This is a genomic window from Clostridioides sp. ZZV14-6153, from assembly GCF_020657855.1.
Lineage (GTDB): Bacteria > Bacillota > Clostridia > Peptostreptococcales > Peptostreptococcaceae > Clostridioides.
On the sequence record NZ_JAGWCZ010000001.1, the window covers coordinates 250,459 to 268,542 of the forward strand.

Here is an 18,084-nt window from a genome sequence, read left to right on the forward strand (position 1 = left end):
AAAAGTGGTAATAATATATATATAATGTTAGGAAAGGAGGATATAAATGGAAAGTGTTAAGGAATATTTAGATAAATTAGAAATTAATAACAGTGGCCTTGGAAAACAACTTAAAGAAGTTTACATAAATAGAGTAGTTTATTTTAAAGAAAATAAAATTGTTTACTTTTACCTAACGTCTAAAGAGATTGTTTCCCATGAACTTTTAGATAAATTTAGAGAAGAATTGATGTATAAGCTTGATTATTTTAAAGATATAAAGATGAAAATAAGATTTACTGGGTTTGAAAGAAAATCTAACAAAGATGTTATAAAAAAATATTGGAATAATATCTTGTATATATTAAAGTACTTGTGTCCGTCCATTGCAGGATGGTATAAGCAAGTTGAATTTCTTTGTTTAGATGAAGAATTAAAAATAAAACTCCCAAAGGGTATATTTTATGAGAGATTAATAAGAAAAAATGTAGTTCATGTACTTAAAACTGTTCTTAGTGAAGAATTGGGATTGGACTTAGATATAACTATTGAAAAAGCTGTTGATGAAAAGGTAAATGTAGAAAGACTCATAAGAATAAATGATAGGGAAATGGAAGAAAAAATTAGAGCATTGGAAATTGGACAAATTAATAAGTGTGAAGAAAATGAAGAAGAAGGTTATGTTATTAAATCAGAAGTTGATGAAAATTTAGTCTATGGAGATAATGCAAATGCTATGATTGAAAATATATCTGGATTAAATGCATCTTCTGGAACAGTTGCAGTTGTTGGGGATATATTTGATGTTGAGACTAAAGAACTTAAAAATGGAAAAATACTTATGATAGCATCGATTACAGATTATACTAGTTCAATAAGTTGTAAGCTATTTTTAACAGATACCAATAAAGATGGAGTACTTGAAAATGTTAAAAAAGGAGCTTATTTAAAACTTAAAGGTGACATAGTTTATGATACATATCAAAGAGAAATTAGTATGATGATTAGTGGAATTAGACAAGAAAATAGACCAGAGAGAAAAGATATTTCAGAAGAAAAAAGGGTAGAACTTCATGCACATACTCAGATGTCCTCTATGGATGCTATTTGTTCTGTTAAAAAACTTGTAGAACGTGCAGCCCAATGGGGACATCCAGCGATTGCTATAACAGACCATGGTGTTGTACAGGGATTCCCAGATGCTATGAATGCTGGTAAGGCAAACAACATAAAAATACTTTATGGAGTAGAAGGGTATTTAGTTGAAGATGATTCTCTTATTATAGAAGATGCAAATGATAAAGAACTTTCTCAGACGTTTGTTGTATTTGATATAGAGACTACTGGTTTTTCTAATACAAATGATAAAATAACTGAAATTGGCGCTGTAAAAATAGAAAATTTTAAAATTGTAGATAGATTTAGTGAACTGATAAATCCTGAAAAAGATATTTCGTATAAGATACAAGAATTAACGGGAATAACTAATGAATTGATTAAAGACAAGCCAACTATTGAAGAAGTTCTTCCAAGATTTATGGAGTTTGTTGGAGATAGTGTACTAGTTGCACATAATGCAGAGTTTGATACTGGGTTTATATCACAGAAGTGTAGAGAACAGGGGATAATGTATAATCACAAAAAGGTAGATACACTTATGTTAGCCAGAGTAATGCTTCCAAAGTTAAAAAGACATAGGTTAAATGTTGTTGCTAAAGAGCTTGGTATACCTCTTTTAAACCATCATAGAGCAGTTGATGATGCAGAGGCAACTGCACTTATATTTAATAAATTTTTACAGATGCTTACAGAAAAAGGTGCAAAAACTTTAAGTGATGTGAATAATATTCTTGGAAAAATTGATTATACAAAGCTTAGTACAAACCATATAACTTTGATAGCAAAAAATTCTGTAGGTATAAAAAACTTATATAAGATAATTTCAGATGCACATGTAAATCATTTTTTTAGAGCACCAAGAATCCTTAGAAGTATTTTAAATGAGTATAAGGAAGGTCTCATAATTGGTTCAGCTTGTGAAGCCGGGGTTGTTTTTCAAGCTGTAAAGAAAAATGTACCTGATGAAGAAATGAAAAAAATAATAGATTTATATGATTATATAGAAGTGATGCCTATAGATAACAATAGGTTTATGATTGATAAAGGAGAAGTAAAGGATGAAGAAGAGTTAAGAGAATTAAATAGAAAATTAATTGATACAGCTAAGAGGTTTAATAAAATTCCAGTAGCTACTGGAGATGTTCATTTTTTAGATAAACATGAAGCTGTTTTAAGAAAAGTTCTAAAGTATTCTCAAGGATTTAAGGTAGATGAAGAAGAGACTTATTTACATTTTAGAACAACAGATGAAATGTTGGAGGAGTTTAGTTATCTTGGAGAAGAGTTAGCATATGAAGTTGTGGTTGAAAATAGTAATTTGATTGCTGATATGGTTGAAAATATAAAACCTATACCAGATGATACATATCCACCAATTATAGAAGGTTCAGATGTAGAATTAAGGGAAATGTGCTATGAAAAAGCTAAACGGATTTATGGAGAGCCAATACCAGAAATAGTTCAAAAGAGATTGGATAGAGAATTAAATTCAATAATAAGTAATGGATATGCAGTTATGTATATCATAGCTCAAAAACTAGTTGCAAAATCTCTCTCAGATGGATATTTAGTTGGTTCAAGAGGTTCTGTTGGTTCATCATTTGCAGCTACTATGAGTGATATAACAGAAGTTAATCCTCTACCAGCTCACTATATTTGTGAAAATGAAGATTGTAAATATTCCTTTTTTTATGAAATAGGTGAATGGGGGTCAGGTGTTGACTTGCCAGATAAGGATTGTCCAAAATGTGGAAGAAAACTTGCTAAAAATGGTCATGATATTCCATTTGAGGTCTTCTTAGGTTTTGAAGGTGATAAAGAACCAGATATAGACCTAAATTTCTCAGGAAATTATCAGCCTACAATCCACAAATACACTGAAGAATTATTTGGAGAGGGATATGTATATAGAGCAGGAACTATAGGTACTGTAGCAGAAAAAACAGCTTTTGGATATGCAAGAAAATATGTAGAAGAAAATAATATAAGTGTACCAAATGCAGAGGTACTTAGACTTTCAAATGGGTGTACTGGTGTAAAAAGAACTTCAGGACAGCATCCTGGTGGAGTTATGGTTATACCAGACTATAAAGATGTATATGATTTTACACCTATACAATATCCAGCAAATGATACTTCTTGTGGTGTTATAACTACTCACTTTGATTATCATTCAATAAGTGGTAGGATACTTAAACTTGATATACTTGGACACGACGGTCCTACTATCATAAGAATGCTTGAAGATATTACTGGAATAAATATAACAGAAATTCCTCTAGACGATGAAGAAACTATGTCTTTATTTACATCTACAGAAGCGTTAGGAGTTACACCAGAAGAGATAAATTGTCCTATAGGATGTCTTGCTGTACCTGAATTTGGAACTAAGTTTGTACGACAAATGCTTCTTGACACAAAACCCACTACATTTGCAGAGCTCGTACGTATATCTGGTCTTTCTCATGGTACGGATGTTTGGGTAAACAATGCACAAGATTTAGTTAGAGAAGATATAGTGGGATTAAAAGATGTTATATCTACACGAGATGACATAATGAACTACTTAATATTTAAAGGCTTACCTCCTAAGATGAGTTTTACAATAATGGAGAGTGTAAGAAAAGGGAAAGGTTTGAAACCAGAACATATTGAAGAAATGAAGAAAAATAATGTTCCAGAATGGTATATAGGTTCATGTAAAAAGATTAAATATATGTTCCCCAAAGCACATGCTGTTGCTTATGTTATGACCTCATTTAGAATTGCATATTGTAAAGTACATTACCCAGAAGCCTTTTATGCAACTTACTTTACTACAAAGGTGGAAGATTTTGATGCAGATTTAATTGTTAAGGGTTTGGATACTATAAAATCAAAAATAAATGAGATTGAATCATTGGGAAATGATGCAACTACAAAGGAAAAAGGTATGTTGACTGTATTAGAAGTTGCTCTTGAAATGTATGCAAGGGGGATAAAGTTGTTACCAGTTGATATATATAAATCAGATGCAAGTGACTTTATAGTTGTTGGAGAAAAAACATTACTTCCACCAATGGCAGCAATACAAGGCCTTGGAGGAAATGCAGCTTTAAATATTCAAAATGAAAGAAAAAATGGTGAATTTATATCAAAAGAAGATTTAAGAAAGAGAGCAAAAGTATCAAAAACAGTAATAGAAACACTTACTAATCATGGCTCACTTGAAAATATGAGCGATGAAAACCAATTGTCTCTGTTTTAGGTTAGTTCAAAAAGTTGCAAATAAAAGAATTTTATGATATCATAGTATAGAAAATAGTATACTTTGCAGAAACTAAGAGTGAGACAGCTGTTCTCACTCTTTTATTTTAAATATATTATTAAGAACTAGTTTAATTTTATTGAATACATTTAATTTAAAAATTATTTAATAAAATTAAACTAGTCATTTACAATTGAATAGGAGGTAATTTAATGAAAAAAGATTTAGAAGCAGCAATTGAAGAAATTGTAACTAAAATAACGGATGAACATGGATTTGAAATGGTTGATGTTGAATATGTAAAAGAAGCGGGAGAATACTACTTAAGAGTATACATAGATAAAGAAGAAGGAATATCTTTAAACGAATGTGAATTAGTTAGTAGAGAACTAAGCCCAATATTAGACGAAAAAGACCCTATAAAAGAGAATTATTTTTTAGAAGTATCTTCTCCAGGGCTTGATAGAGCATTAAAAAAAGACAGAGATTTTGTTAGATACCAAGGTAGAGATGTAGATTTAAAATTATATAAACCATTAAATGGATGTAAACAATTTGAAGGTGAACTTGTAGGATTAACAGAAGATAATAATATAAAAATCATTATAAATGGTGAAGAAATGGAATTTAATAGAAAAGATGTTGCTATTGTTAGATTAGCAATAAAGTTTTAGTGGTATATTAAATAGGGAGGAAATAAAAAATGAATCATGAATTTATGGAAGCACTAAACGAATTAGTAGTTGATAGAGGTATAGATAAAGAAATACTTATAGATACTATAGAGCAAGCTCTTTTAACTGCATACAAAAAAAACTTTGGTTCAGCACAAAATGTTAGAGTTGAGTTTGATAGAGACAAAGGAGATATAAAAGTATTTTCTCAAAGAGTAGTTGTCGATGAATCAGACCTATATGATACTTTCTTAGAAATAGAGTTAGCAGATGCTAGAGAGATAAACCCTAATTATGAATTGGGTGATATTATAGAGCATGAAGTTACACCTAAAAACTTTGGAAGAATTGCAGCTCAGACAGCAAAACAAGTAGTTGTTCAAAGAATAAGAGAAGCTGAGAGAGAAATAGTGTATAATGAATTTATAGAAAAAGAAAATGAAATAGTTACAGGAGAGGTTGCTAGAGCAAATAAAAATATTGTTTATGTAAATCTTGGAAGAATAGAAGGGATAATGACTCAAAGTGAGCAAATCCCATTTGAAAATTACAAAGCAGGTCAAAAAATAAAATTCTATATACTTGAAGTTAAAAAGACTAACAAAGGACCTCAAATAGTTGTATCAAGAAGTCATCCAGGTCTAGTAAAGAGATTATTTGAAGAAGAAGTTCCTGAAATATATGAGGGTATAGTTCAAATAAAATCAGTGGCAAGAGAAGCTGGGTCAAGAACTAAAATGGCAGTAAGATCTATAGATGAAAAAATAGACCCAATTGGAGCTTGTGTAGGTCCAAAAGGACTTAGAGTAAAAAATATAGTGGATGAACTTGGTGATGAAAAAATAGATATAATAAAATATAGTGAAAATCCAGCAGAGTTTATATCAGCAGCACTTAGCCCATCAAAAGTTGTTAAAGTAGATATAAATGAAGATGAAAAATCTGCCTTAGTTATTGTTCCAGATTATCAGTTATCACTTGCTATAGGTAAAGAAGGTCAAAATGCAAGACTTGCAGCAAAATTGACAAACTGGAAGATAGATATTAAGAGCGAATCTCAAGCAGAACAAGAAATGATAAATCTTGAAAAATCCAAAGAAATAGAAGATGAGGGTATTAAAGTTGAATTTATCAATCAAGATGAGTTAGATGTCTCAGATGATAATTTCAAAGAAGAAGAGTAAGGAGGGATGGCTTTGAAAAAAGTAAAAAAAGTGCCTCAAAGAAAATGCATAGCATGTCAAGATAGAGACTCTAAAAAAGAGCTTATAAGAATAGTTAAAAATAAAGAAGGAAAAATATTTTTAGACCCAACAGGAAGAGCTAATGGAAGAGGAGCATATGTATGCAAAAGCTCTGAATGTCTAAAAAAAGCTATAAAAAGCAAAGCATTAAATAAAGCTTTTAAAATTGATGTTCCTGATGAAGTCTATGATAATCTACTTATGGAGTTAGAAGAATATGAAAAATAATAAAGAAAAGATACACTCGTTCTTAGGACTCGCAACTCGTGCAGGGAAAATAGTGTCTGGTGATGATTCAACTTTGCTTGACTTAAAAAAAGGAAAAGTAAAATTAATTTTAATTGCAGAAGATGCATCAAATAACACAAAAAAACTTTTTAAAGATAAATCAACTTTTAGAAATATTCCATATCTATTTTTTTCAACAAAAGATGAAATAGGATTTGCAATAGGAAAATCTCCAAGAGCAGTCGTAGGAATAAAAGATGAAAATTTCGCTAAAAAGATAATTGAACTAATAGAAATTTAAAATAAAATAGGGGGTGATCTTGTGTCAAAAACAAGAGTATACCAAATAGCAGAAAAATTAAATATATCAAATGAAGAGCTTATAAATAAGTTAGCTGAATTAGATATTAATGTAACTGACAAAGATTCAGTATTAGAAGGTGAAGCGTTAGAATTAGCACTTGAAGTGTTAAGTGAAGATTCATCTCAAGAAAATGGAAATGTTATAGAAATAGATGGACAGTTGACAGTACAAGTATTAGCAACTAAATTAGATAAATCTCCATCAGAAATAATTATGAAGCTTATGAAAATGGGAACTATGGCAACAATAAATCAAGAGATAAATTTTGAGATTGCTGCTTTAGCTGCCAAAGACTATGGATTTGAATTAACAGTAGCAGAAAGTGATGATACAGAAGCTTTAGAAATAGAAGCTTTAATGGAAATTGAAGAAGATAATGAAGAGGATTTAAAATCTAGACCACCAGTTGTTACGGTTATGGGACATGTTGACCATGGTAAAACATCTTTACTAGATGCAATAAGAAAAACTGATGTAATTTCAGGTGAAGCTGGAGGAATAACTCAGCATATAGGCGCTTCAGAAGTTAAAATCAATGACCAAAAAATAGTATTTTTAGATACACCAGGACATGAGGCTTTCACATCAATGAGAGCAAGAGGAGCACAAGTTACAGATATAGCAATATTAGTTGTTGCAGCAGATGATGGTATAATGCCTCAAACAGTAGAAGCAATAAACCATGTTAAAGCAGCAGGAGTTCCTTTAATAGTTGCTATAAATAAAATAGATAAACCAGGTGCAAACCCAGATAAAGTTAAACAAGAATTAGCAGACCAAGGATTATTAGTTGAAGACTGGGGTGGAGAAGTAATAGCAGTTCCAGTATCGGCTAAGAAAAAAGAAGGAATAGATACACTTTTAGAAATGGTATTGTTGGTTGCTGAAATAGAAGAATTAAGAGCAAATCCAAATAAAAGAGCAGTAGGAACTGTTATAGAAGCTGAGCTTGATAAGGGAAGAGGTCCAGTTGCAACAGTACTTGTTCAAGGTGGTACTCTAACAGTAGGTGATCCAATCGTTGCAGGTGTTGCATGTGGTAAAGTTAGAGCTATGATAAATGCAAAAGGTAAAAGAGTTAAGACAGCAGGACCATCTACAGCAGTAGAAATATTAGGGCTATCAGAAGTTCCACAAGGTGGAGACCAATTCGTTGAGGTTCCAACAGATAAAATTGCTAGAAGTGTAGCAGCAAGAAGACAACAATTAGCTAGAGATGAGATGTTAAAATCAACTCAAAGATTATCACTAGATGCTTTATTTAGTCAAATGAGTGAAGGTGCTATAAAAGACCTTAACATAGTTATAAAAGCAGATGTACAAGGTTCAGTACAAGCAGTTAAACAATCTTTAGAAAAATTATCAAATGAAGAAGTACAAGTTAAAGTAATACATGGAGGTGTTGGAGCTGTAACAGAATCAGATATATTACTTGCAGCAGCTTCTAATGCAATAATAATAGGATTCAATGTAAGACCAGTTCCAGGCGCAGAATCTCTAGGAGAAAAGGAAAATGTTGATATAAGAACATATACTATAATATACAAGGCTATAGAAGATATACAAGCTGCTATGACTGGTATGTTAGATCCTGAATATGTTGATGAAGAAACAGGAAAAGCTGAAATAAGAGAAATATATAAAATATCTGGTATTGGAACAGTAGCTGGATGTTATGTAACTAATGGTAAAATATTTAGAAACTGTAAAATAAGATTAGTTAGAGATAGTATAATAATACATGAAGGTGAACTTGCAGCACTTAAGAGATTTAAAGATGATGTAAAAGAAGTTAATTCTGGATACGAATGTGGTATGAGTTTTGTAAATTATAATGACATAAAAGAAGGCGACATAGTAGAAGCTTATATAACTAAAGAAGTAGAAAGAAAATTATAAATTCGTATCAAAGAAAATCAGTTAGTAAAGAAGGTCGATGGTATGGCATCATATAATAGAACAAGAAGAATTGCAGAAGAAATAAGAAAAGTAGTAAGCACTATGCTTATAAATGGAGTAAAAGACCCTAGAATAACATCTTTGGTAAGTGTAACTGATGTAGAAGTTACAAATGACCTAAGATATGCTTATGTATATGTAAGTATTCTAGGTGGAGATGAAGAATCTACATTAGCAGGACTTAAGAGTGCTGGAGGGTATATAAGAAGAGAAGTAGGAAAAAATATAAAGCTTAGATATATTCCTGAGATAATATTTAAACTTGATGATTCAATAGAAAAAGGAATGTATATGGATAGTCTTATAAAGAGAGTAAATGAAAAAAATACTCAAAAAAATGAGGATGAAAATTATGATGAATAATATTGATAGTATTATAAATTATATATATGAGGGTGACTATTTTATAGTTACCTCTCATATTAGTCCAGATGGAGATAATATTGGTTCAACACTTTCAATGTATTATACACTAAAAAGTTTAGGGAAAAATGTATATTATGTACTTGATGATGAAGCCCCATTGAATTTAAAATTTTTAGTTGAAGGTGTAGAAATTTATAAGTCTCATGAATTTGATATAAATAAGTATTCTCTAATTGCACTTGACTGCGGAGATAAGATGAGAATATGTGTAAGTGATGAAATCAAAAATAATGCATCAAAAGTAATCTGTATTGACCATCATGCTAGTAATGATTCATATGGAGATTTAAACTATGTAGATATTGATGCATCTTCTACTTGTGAACTAGTGTATAATTTATTGGTTAGATTTCAAGAAATAAAAGACATTAAGATTATAAATAAAGATATAGCAACATGTTTATATACAGGTCTTGTGACTGATACTGGAAATTTTTCCTATTCAAATGTGCATGCAAGTAGTTTTGAAATGGCAAAGAATTTACTTGTTTTAGGTGCAGAAAAAAATATTATAATACAAAATATATATCAAAGTAATTCTTCTGATTATTACAAATTATTAGGTGAAGCTTTAAAATCTTTGGAGATATTTGATTCAAAGGTATCTAGTATAATTTTAACTCAGGATATGATGAATAGAAATAACATGAGTTTCAATGATGTTGATGGTATAACAACATATACTAGAGATATAAAAGGTATTGAAGTTGGAATTTTATTTAAAGAAAAAAAACAAGATGAAATTAAAGTGAGTTTTAGGTCAAAAAATTATGTTGATGTAAGTGAAATAGCTAAAGTATTTGGTGGCGGTGGTCATATAAGAGCTGCTGGATGTACTATCAAAGATAGTATTGATAATGCTAAACAAATGGTATTAGAGGCAGTGTTAAAATCAATTTAAGGTGACAATAAAATGAATAAGATTATAAATATATTGAAACCCACAGGTATGACATCTCATGATGTTGTAAGTAGGGTAAGAAAGATTTTAAATATGAAAAAAGTTGGGCATACAGGTACTCTTGACCCAGATGCATCAGGTGTTTTACCAATATGTACAGGAAAAGCTACAAAAGTATGTGAACTTATTTTAAACAAAGATAAATCGTATATATGTGAACTTACTTTAGGTATAAGTACAGATACCTATGATTCATCTGGAGAAATTATAAAAAAAATTGATGATTTTAAGTTAAGTAATGAAGATATAGAAAGAGCTTTTGATACACAAAAAGGTGAAATAGATCAACTTCCTCCAATTTACTCAGCTTTAAAAGTAAATGGAAAGAGAATGTGTGATTTAGTAAGAAGTGGTAGAGGCTCTGAGATTACTTTAAAAACTAGAAGAATAAACATAAAAGATATAAAAATCCTTAGTATAAAAGGTAATAAAGTAATGTTTTATGTTGAATGTTCTAAAGGGACTTATGTGAGAAGCATTTGCCATGATATAGGAGAATATCTAGGATGTGGAGGACATATGTCATTTTTAAATAGAACATCTTCTGGTAAATTTAACTTGGAAAATTCGATAACGCTAGAAGAATTAGAATTATTTTATGCAAATGAAACTCTGGATAAACACTTATATGATATAGATTATGTATTAGATTCGTTTAATTATATTGTATTAAACCCTAATGCTATAAAATATTATAGTAATGGTGGTTCAATAGATGATAAGAGATTTTTAAAGAACAATCTCAGTAAAGATGATGAATTTGTAAGAGTATATAGTAAAGATAACTTCTTAGGATTAGGAAAATTATCAAAACATAATAATACAGTAAGTGTTAAAAGTGATAAGATGTTTATATAATCAATGTATTTGAAAAAACACCAAAAGAGATAGTGCTATAATAACTTCTATAGTCTATCTCTTTTACTTATGCTATAATAGTTTGTGAATAAGTTAAGAGTAAATTATAATTTTAGTGGGGAAAATTTATTATGGTGATTATAAAATCTATAGCAGAAATAGCAAACATAAAAGAAAGTGTCATTACCATAGGGAATTTTGATGGCATACACAAAGGACATCAAGTTCTTATAAAAAAAGCAGTTGAATATGCAAAAAAAGAAAATATACAGAGTATTGTATTTACATTTGCAAATCATCCTGTAAACTACTTTAGACCAAACTCAACAAAAAATATTATAAGTAATGAGGACAAAATAAAATTATTAGAAGAATTGGGAATAGATATAGTTGTAATTATACCATTTGATGAGTATATGACTAAAATACCTGCAAATGATTTTGTAGAGGAGATACTAGTAAAAAAATTAAAGGCTAAAAAAATAGTGATTGGACATGACTTTACGTTTGCCAGAGCTAAAGAAGGGAATGTCAATCTATTAAAGAGCTTAGAAAATGAATTTGGTTTTGAGGTGGAAGTAATAAAACCAATCAAAATAAATGATGTAAGAGTGAGTAGTACTTATATTAGAAGTTTAGTATCCCAAGGTGATATGACTAATGTTAAAGAGTATTTAGGTCGTAATTACAAGTTAGAAGGGTGTGTTATACATTCTAAACACCTTGGAAGAACTATGGGATTCCCAACAGCAAATATTGACCTTAAGAATAATATGCTCGTTCCAAAGAGAGGTATCTATGCTTCTATTGTACATATTGGAGATGAGGTTTATTTTGGTGCTACAAATGTAGGTTATAACCCAACAGTTAATGGAAAATCTTTGTCTATTGAAACAAACATTTTAGAATTTGACAGAGATATTTATGGTAAAAATATAATTGTTGAATTTTTGGAAAGAATAAGGGATGAGAGAAAATTTAATTCAATAAATGACTTAAAAAATCAATTGTCTAATGACACAAACTATGTATATGAAAACTATGTTTGCAAAAACAAGTAATGTATGATAAAATGATTAAGGAAAATAACCATTACTCAGCTTTTGAATACTCCAATCAATGCTTAGTAATAGGCGTTTCTAAAAAAATACGGAGGTAATCTAAATGATAAACAAAACAGAAATAATCAAAGAATATGGAAGAGTTGAAGGAGATACTGGTTCTCCAGAAGTACAAATAGCTTTATTAACAGCTAGAATAAATGATCTAAATGGACATTTAAAAACTCATAAGAAAGACCACCATTCAAGAAGAGGACTATTAAAAATGGTTGGTAGAAGAAGAAACTTATTAGCTTACTTAAAAGAAAAAGATCTTGAAGGATATAGAGCATTAATAGCTAAATTAGGATTAAGAAAGTAATTTCATTCTTTATAAAAAAGCAGGTATAGTGTATACCTGCTTTTTTATAGTTAATTTATTATAGAGTAAAATAGTTAATAATAAAAGTAATTTATACATTATAAAAAATTATAAAATGAATAATATTGGGTAAGAATATAAGGTAATATATAAATACATAATCAATTAAAAAGGAAAGACAAGATAAATATAGAAATTTTATACTATAATATTTAGTTAGAATAAGGAGGAAATTATTTTGAAAATAAAGTTAGTATGTGATAGTTTGTGCGATATTCCAGATGAAATATCAGAGAAAGATTGTATAGAAATAGTTCCACTTACAGTTATTTTTAATGATAGAGAATATATAGAAGGAGTGGATATAGATAAAGAAGAGTTTTACAAGAAAGTAAAAGAAATAAAACAAATACCTAAGACTTCACAAGCTACATATATGGAGTTTAAAGAAGTATTTGATAAGTTTATAGAAGATGGATACCATATAATCTGTTTAACAGGTGCATCAAATGCTTCAGGAACTTTTCAAAGTGCCGTAATAGCTAAAAATGATATGAATGAAAAAGAAAAAATACATATATTTGATACTCGAAACTTATCACTTGGTAGTGGGCAATATGTTATAAAGGCTTGTGAACTTGTTGAAGAAGGTTTAGGGTTTGAAGAAATAATAAATGAGTTAGAAAACATTCGTAGCAGTATAAGATTACTTTTTGCTCCATATACCCTTGATTTCTTAAAACAAAGTGGAAGGGTTCCAGTAGCAACTGCTTTAATAGGAAATATGTTGAATATAAAACCTATATTTTTCTTTGATAATGGGGAAGCTAAGTTGGTAAACAAGGTTAGAGGAGTAAAAAATATAGCAAGTAAACTAGTAGATATAATTTTAGAAATGAATGAAGGGTCTTTAGAAGGGAAAATAGTAACAATAGGTTGTGGAGATAATCTACATGATTGTGAAATATTAAAAGAAGAAGTAAATAAAAGAATAAAAGCAAGAAGAGTCTTGTTTACTAGAGGTGGAGTTTCTATTTGTTCTCATACAGGGCCAGATATATTAGCTATAAGTTGTTCTAATTAGCAGAAATATAAGCTTCTTGCATATATAGGCAAAGATAATTTTTATATTGTTAATTTATAGTATTTTTGATAATATAGTAAATAGAGTGATATACGTGTTTTTAATAAGAGGAGGACAAGCATTAATGTTTGAACATAAAATATTTAAAATGGATTTCGCAGGGAGAGAACTTTCTGTAGAAATAGGAAAAATTTGTGAAATGACTAACGGTAGCTGTATAGTTAGATACAGCGACAGTATGGTAATGGTAAATACAACTAAGTCAGCTAAGCCTAGAGACGGAATAGACTTTTTCCCTTTAAGTGTAGATTATGAAGAAAAATTATACTCTGTAGGTAAAATACCTGGAGGTTTTTTAAAGAGAGAAGGTAAGCCTTCAGAAAAAGCGATACTTACATCAAGATTGATAGATAGACCAATAAGACCATTATTTCCAAAAGGATTTAGAAATGATGTTCAGGTAGTTGCAACAGTTTTATCAGTAGATCAAGACTGCACACCAGATATAGTAGCAATGATAGGTTCATCTATAGCACTTTCTATATCAGATATACCATTTAATGGCCCAACAGGTTCAGTATGTATTGGTCTTGTAGATGGTGCATTCGTTGTAAATCCAAATGCAGAGCAAAGAGAGAAAAGTTCAATGCATCTAGTTGTTTCAGGTACAAAAGAAGCAATAATGATGGTTGAAGCTGGAGCAGATGAAGTTCCAGATGATATAATGCTAGATGCTATTTTATTTGCTCATCAAGAAATAAAAAAAGTGGTTGAATTTATAGATGGTATAGTTGCAGAAGTTGGAAAAGAAAAAATTGTTGTTGAATTATACCATGCAGGAGAAGAAATAACTCAATTGGTTCGTGAATTTGCAACTGCTAAGATGAAAGATGCAGTTCAAACTTTTGAAAAATTAGAAAGAATGGAAAAGATGGATAGAGTTAAAGAAGAAACTCTAGCTCATTTTGAAGAAACTATTGAAAATTTTGAAGAACTTATTGGTGATATAGAGGAAGTATTACAAGATATAATAAAAGAAGAAGTAAGAAAACTTATAGTGCATGAAAATGTAAGACCAGATAATAGAAAATTAGAAGAAATCAGACCTATATGGTGTGAAACTGGTATGATACCTAGAGCTCATGGTTCAGCTATATTTACTAGAGGACAAACTCAAGTACTTAATGTAGCTACTTTAGGTGCTTTAGGAGATGTTCAAAAGTTAGATGGATTAGATGAAGAAGAAAACAAAAGATATATGCATCACTATAATTTCCCAGCATATAGTGTTGGAGAAGCTAGACCATCAAGAGGTCCAGGTAGAAGAGAAATAGGACATGGTGCTTTAGCTGAGAGAGCTTTATTACCAGTGATACCATCTCAAGAAGACTTCCCTTATGCTATTAGATTAGTTTCTGAAGTATTGAGTTCAAATGGTTCTACATCTCAAGCGAGTGTATGTGGTTCAACATTATCTCTGCTTGATGCAGGTGTGCCTATAAGAGACATGGTTGCAGGTATAGCAATGGGACTTATAAAGCATGATGGCAAGGTAGCAGTGCTTTCAGATATACAAGGTATGGAAGACCACTTAGGAGACATGGACTTTAAAGTGGCTGGGACAGAACATGGTATAACTGCAATACAAATGGATATAAAAATAGATGGTATAGATAAAGAAGTTCTACAACGTGCTTTAAAACAAGCTAAGGAAGGTAGAATTCATATACTAGGAGAAATGAGAAAAACTATATCTCAACCAAAACCAGAGCTTTCACCATATGCACCTAAGATTGTTAAAATGCAAATAAATCCTGACAAAATAAAAGATGTAATAGGACCTGGTGGAAAGATAATAACTAAGATAATAGATGAAACTGGAGTTAAGATAGATATTGAACAAACTGGAGAAGTATTCATATCAGGTATTGAAATTGATATGATTAATAGAGCTCAAGAACTTATAAATAATATAGTTATTGAACCAGAAGTAGGAAAAACTTACAAAGGTAAAGTAAGTAGAATAATGAATTTTGGAGCATTTATTGAAATACTTCCAGGAAAAGAAGGATTACTTCATATATCTCATATAGCTCATGAAAGAGTTGCTAAGGTTGAAGATGTATTAAATATAGGAGATGAAGTTGAAGTTAAAGTTACAGAAATAGATGAAAAAGGAAGAGTTAACTTATCTAGAAAAGTTCTTTTACCAAAACCAGAGCATAAAAATAAATAATGTATTAAATAATTAAAGGCAAAATCTTAGGGTTTTGCTTTTTTATTGTATAAATATACTTAGTACAAATATTTGAGAAGTTTAAGTGCTAAATAATTAAGTATCATTACGAATATATAATCTCTTATTATAATATTTTATTGCTAATGTGATAATGACTATTAAACATCATGTTAATATTGATTTTATTGACAATATATGGTAAATTACTAATAGTGTTAGCGATTAAGGAGGTGATAATGTGGACTATATGGAATTAGCACTTGAACTTGGAAAGGTTAAGACGTTGATGGTAAAAATACCACATAAAGATAAAATTGCAGATATACAAAGTGGTGAAAAATTTGTATTGGGTTATTTATCTAAAAACAATAAAAAAGTAAACCCAAAAGAAATAAGTAGTACTATGAATGTTAGTACTGCTAGAATGTCTGCTATTCTTAATCAGTTAGAATCAAAGGAAATGATTGAGCGCTGTGTTGACCCACAAAATGGTAGACAGACACTAGTTCAATTAATGCCTAAGGGAATACAACAGCAGAAAATAAATGAAAAAGAATTTTTAGAGTATACAGTTAAATTTTTAAAAGCACTAGGTCCAGAAGATGCTATTGCTTACATACGTATTCAAAAAAAGATTATAAAGTTTTTTGAAGATAAAAAATAGAGATATTTCTTAAGCGTTGCTAATAAAAACAGAAAGAAGGTAAAGACATGAATTTAAATAAGCAATCTAGAAATATGATTTTTGCTGTACTATTGATTGGATCTATAGTTGGCTCATTACTTCAGACATCTCTTACTACTGCATTGCCAGTTATGATGGGGGATTTAAATATATCAGCCACAACAGCTCAATGGCTTACTAGTGCATATACACTTGCTATGGGAATTATGGTTCCTGCAACTGCATTTTTGATTAGGAGATTTCCAACAAAACCACTTTTCATTAGTGCTATGAGTCTTTTTGCGGTAGGATTGTTGCTTTCTGCTAGTGCATCTTCATTTACACCTCTCTTGTTTGGACGTATATTGCAAGCAATGGGTAATGGAGTGTTGCTATCTATGACACAAGTAATAATTTTAACAATTTATCCTGCAGAGCAAATGGGCTCCATAATGGGTATATACGGTTTGGCTGCTGGTGCTGCTCCAATATTTGCGCCAACTCTAGCAGGAATTGTCATTGATATTTTTAATTGGCAAGCTATTTTTTGGTTTTCTTTAGTTATAAGTATTATTGACATTATTATAGCATCTAGAGTGTTACAAAATGTAATAGAGACAAAAAAACAATCATTTGATACGTTTTCTATGATTTTATGTGCAGTGGGATTTAGTGGCCTTTTGCTTGGACTTGGGAATATTGGAACAACTGAGTTTTTCAGTATAAATATTGCTTTGCCATTATTTGTAGGTATAGTATCAATTATAGCATTTTCTTTGCGTCAGATTCACTCAAAAGAGCCATTTCTAGAACTTCGTATTCTTAAGAATAAAAGTTATAGACTTGCTGTAATTATAAGTATGCTTCTATATGTTGTAATGATGGCAGGTTCCACTTTAATTCCAATATATATCCAGACAGTAAGAGGATTTTCAGCAACTAAGTGTGGTCTCATTATGATGCCAGGTTCTCTTGTAATGGCACTTATAAGTCCTTTTGCAGGTAGATTTTATGATAGGTTTGGAATACGAAAGCTAGTTGTATGTGGAAGTATATTCTTGGCAATAAGTTGTCTTGGTGTATCTTTTGTAGGAAAAGATACTTCAGTATTGTATATCTCTGTTTTTTATATTATACGTCTGATAGCTATTGGATTAATTATGATGCCTATTGTTACTTGGGGAATGAGTGTGCTTGGGGAAAAAAATATTGCTCATGGAACAGCATTACTTACTTCATTGCGTACAATAGCTGGTGCTATTGGCTCAGCAGTTTTTGTTGCAGTAATGACAACTGCTACAGTAACATCACGAGGTATGACAAATACTACAGCAAATGTATTTGGAATAGATGTTGCATTTATTTGTATTTCAATTGTTGCAGTAGTTCAGCTTTTAGTGGCTCTCTTTTTTATAGAAAGAAAAAGTTTAAAGAAATCAACAAATTAAAGATTATTTATAGATTTCAAAAGTACAATTACATAAACATATTCTAGTTATTATAATATATTTTCAAGTATGAAATTAAACTTTTGAACATGAAATAAAAAGCCTCTGTTACTCTTTCTAACAGAGGCTTTTTATATAAAATGTATTACATACTCTTGTATTAAAAGT

At 30.1% G+C, this 18,084-nt stretch carries 15 protein-coding genes; all 15 read left to right on the forward strand.

What is annotated here, in order from left to right:
- Positions 1 to 46 precede the first annotated feature (46 nt).
- The 15 genes from KGF46_RS01195 to KGF46_RS01265 all read left to right on the forward strand — a co-directional run bounded on the left by KGF46_RS01195 (position 47) and on the right by KGF46_RS01265 (position 17,916).
- Positions 47 to 4,345 (forward strand): PolC-type DNA polymerase III, encoded by a 4,299-nt coding sequence (locus tag KGF46_RS01195; RefSeq protein ID WP_227850155.1) that lies wholly within the window; start codon positions 47 to 49, stop codon positions 4,343 to 4,345.
- A gap of 212 nt (positions 4,346 to 4,557) precedes the next feature.
- On the forward strand, positions 4,558 to 5,019 hold the full coding sequence (gene rimP / locus KGF46_RS01200; RefSeq protein WP_227827192.1) for a ribosome maturation factor RimP: 462 nt from the start codon (positions 4,558 to 4,560) through the stop codon (positions 5,017 to 5,019).
- 29 nt (positions 5,020 to 5,048) lie between these two features.
- On the forward strand, positions 5,049 to 6,203 hold the full coding sequence (gene nusA / locus KGF46_RS01205) for a transcription termination factor NusA (protein ID WP_227827193.1): 1,155 nt from the start codon (positions 5,049 to 5,051) through the stop codon (positions 6,201 to 6,203).
- 6 nt (positions 6,204 to 6,209) lie between these two features.
- Positions 6,210 to 6,491: an RNase P modulator RnpM gene (gene rnpM, locus KGF46_RS01210; RefSeq protein ID WP_227434218.1), complete on the forward strand. Its 282-nt coding sequence runs from the start codon at positions 6,210 to 6,212 to the stop codon at positions 6,489 to 6,491.
- Positions 6,481 to 6,792, forward strand: a complete 312-nt coding sequence (locus KGF46_RS01215; protein WP_227434219.1) for a L7Ae/L30e/S12e/Gadd45 family ribosomal protein — start codon at positions 6,481 to 6,483, stop codon at positions 6,790 to 6,792. Before rnpM ends, KGF46_RS01215 begins: the two co-directional genes overlap by 11 nt.
- A 21-nt stretch (positions 6,793 to 6,813) precedes the next feature.
- Positions 6,814 to 8,754, forward strand: coding sequence for a translation initiation factor IF-2 (gene infB, locus KGF46_RS01220; protein WP_227850156.1), 1,941 nt, complete (start codon positions 6,814 to 6,816; stop codon positions 8,752 to 8,754).
- 42 nt (positions 8,755 to 8,796) lie between these two features.
- Positions 8,797 to 9,177: a 30S ribosome-binding factor RbfA gene (gene rbfA, locus KGF46_RS01225; RefSeq protein ID WP_227434221.1), complete on the forward strand. Its 381-nt coding sequence runs from the start codon at positions 8,797 to 8,799 to the stop codon at positions 9,175 to 9,177.
- The gene (locus KGF46_RS01230; protein ID WP_227854584.1) at positions 9,158 to 10,141 is read left to right on the forward strand and encodes a DHH family phosphoesterase; all 984 of its coding nucleotides are present in this window, start codon (positions 9,158 to 9,160) and stop codon (positions 10,139 to 10,141) included. Before rbfA ends, KGF46_RS01230 begins: the two co-directional genes overlap by 20 nt.
- Positions 10,142 to 10,153: 12 nt before the next feature.
- On the forward strand, positions 10,154 to 11,059 hold the full coding sequence (gene truB, locus KGF46_RS01235) for a tRNA pseudouridine(55) synthase TruB (protein ID WP_227827196.1): 906 nt from the start codon (positions 10,154 to 10,156) through the stop codon (positions 11,057 to 11,059).
- A gap of 131 nt (positions 11,060 to 11,190) precedes the next feature.
- Positions 11,191 to 12,120 (forward strand): bifunctional riboflavin kinase/FAD synthetase, encoded by a 930-nt coding sequence (locus KGF46_RS01240; RefSeq protein WP_227854583.1) that lies wholly within the window; start codon positions 11,191 to 11,193, stop codon positions 12,118 to 12,120.
- A gap of 103 nt (positions 12,121 to 12,223) precedes the next feature.
- Positions 12,224 to 12,481: a 30S ribosomal protein S15 gene (gene rpsO / locus KGF46_RS01245; RefSeq protein WP_227434225.1), complete on the forward strand. Its 258-nt coding sequence runs from the start codon at positions 12,224 to 12,226 to the stop codon at positions 12,479 to 12,481.
- A 238-nt stretch (positions 12,482 to 12,719) separates the two neighbouring features.
- On the forward strand, positions 12,720 to 13,565 hold the full coding sequence (locus KGF46_RS01250) for a DegV family protein (RefSeq protein WP_227854582.1): 846 nt from the start codon (positions 12,720 to 12,722) through the stop codon (positions 13,563 to 13,565).
- Between the two features lie 124 nt (positions 13,566 to 13,689).
- Positions 13,690 to 15,801 carry a polyribonucleotide nucleotidyltransferase gene (pnp, locus tag KGF46_RS01255; protein WP_227836148.1) on the forward strand — a complete coding sequence of 704 codons (2,112 nt, stop codon included), beginning with the start codon at positions 13,690 to 13,692 and terminating at the stop codon, positions 15,799 to 15,801.
- Positions 15,802 to 16,051: 250 nt separating this feature from the next.
- Positions 16,052 to 16,468: a MarR family transcriptional regulator gene (locus KGF46_RS01260; protein WP_227854606.1), complete on the forward strand. Its 417-nt coding sequence runs from the start codon at positions 16,052 to 16,054 to the stop codon at positions 16,466 to 16,468.
- A gap of 47 nt (positions 16,469 to 16,515) precedes the next feature.
- The gene (locus tag KGF46_RS01265; RefSeq protein WP_227850158.1) at positions 16,516 to 17,916 is read left to right on the forward strand and encodes an MDR family MFS transporter; all 1,401 of its coding nucleotides are present in this window, start codon (positions 16,516 to 16,518) and stop codon (positions 17,914 to 17,916) included.
- The last annotated feature ends 168 nt before the right edge of the window (positions 17,917 to 18,084 follow it).

What these genes read in the sequence shown, in the direction of transcription:
- pnp (WP_227836148.1), top strand. Translation starts at nt 13,690, where the DNA reads ATGTTTGAACATAAAATATTTAAAATGGATTTCGCAGGGAGAGAACTT.
- rimP (WP_227827192.1), top strand. Translation starts at nt 4,558, where the DNA reads ATGAAAAAAGATTTAGAAGCAGCAATTGAAGAAATTGTAACTAAAATA.
- KGF46_RS01215 (WP_227434219.1), top strand. Translation starts at nt 6,481, where the DNA reads ATGAAAAATAATAAAGAAAAGATACACTCGTTCTTAGGACTCGCAACT.
- KGF46_RS01240 (WP_227854583.1), top strand. Translation starts at nt 11,191, where the DNA reads ATGGTGATTATAAAATCTATAGCAGAAATAGCAAACATAAAAGAAAGT.
- rbfA (WP_227434221.1), top strand. Translation starts at nt 8,797, where the DNA reads ATGGCATCATATAATAGAACAAGAAGAATTGCAGAAGAAATAAGAAAA.
- KGF46_RS01230 (WP_227854584.1), top strand. Translation starts at nt 9,158, where the DNA reads ATGAAAATTATGATGAATAATATTGATAGTATTATAAATTATATATAT.
- KGF46_RS01260 (WP_227854606.1), top strand. Translation starts at nt 16,052, where the DNA reads ATGGAATTAGCACTTGAACTTGGAAAGGTTAAGACGTTGATGGTAAAA.
- KGF46_RS01195 (WP_227850155.1), top strand. Translation starts at nt 47, where the DNA reads ATGGAAAGTGTTAAGGAATATTTAGATAAATTAGAAATTAATAACAGT.
- nusA (WP_227827193.1), top strand. Translation starts at nt 5,049, where the DNA reads ATGAATCATGAATTTATGGAAGCACTAAACGAATTAGTAGTTGATAGA.
- KGF46_RS01265 (WP_227850158.1), top strand. Translation starts at nt 16,516, where the DNA reads ATGAATTTAAATAAGCAATCTAGAAATATGATTTTTGCTGTACTATTG.
- rnpM (WP_227434218.1), top strand. Translation starts at nt 6,210, where the DNA reads ATGGCTTTGAAAAAAGTAAAAAAAGTGCCTCAAAGAAAATGCATAGCA.
- truB (WP_227827196.1), top strand. Translation starts at nt 10,154, where the DNA reads ATGAATAAGATTATAAATATATTGAAACCCACAGGTATGACATCTCAT.
- rpsO (WP_227434225.1), top strand. Translation starts at nt 12,224, where the DNA reads ATGATAAACAAAACAGAAATAATCAAAGAATATGGAAGAGTTGAAGGA.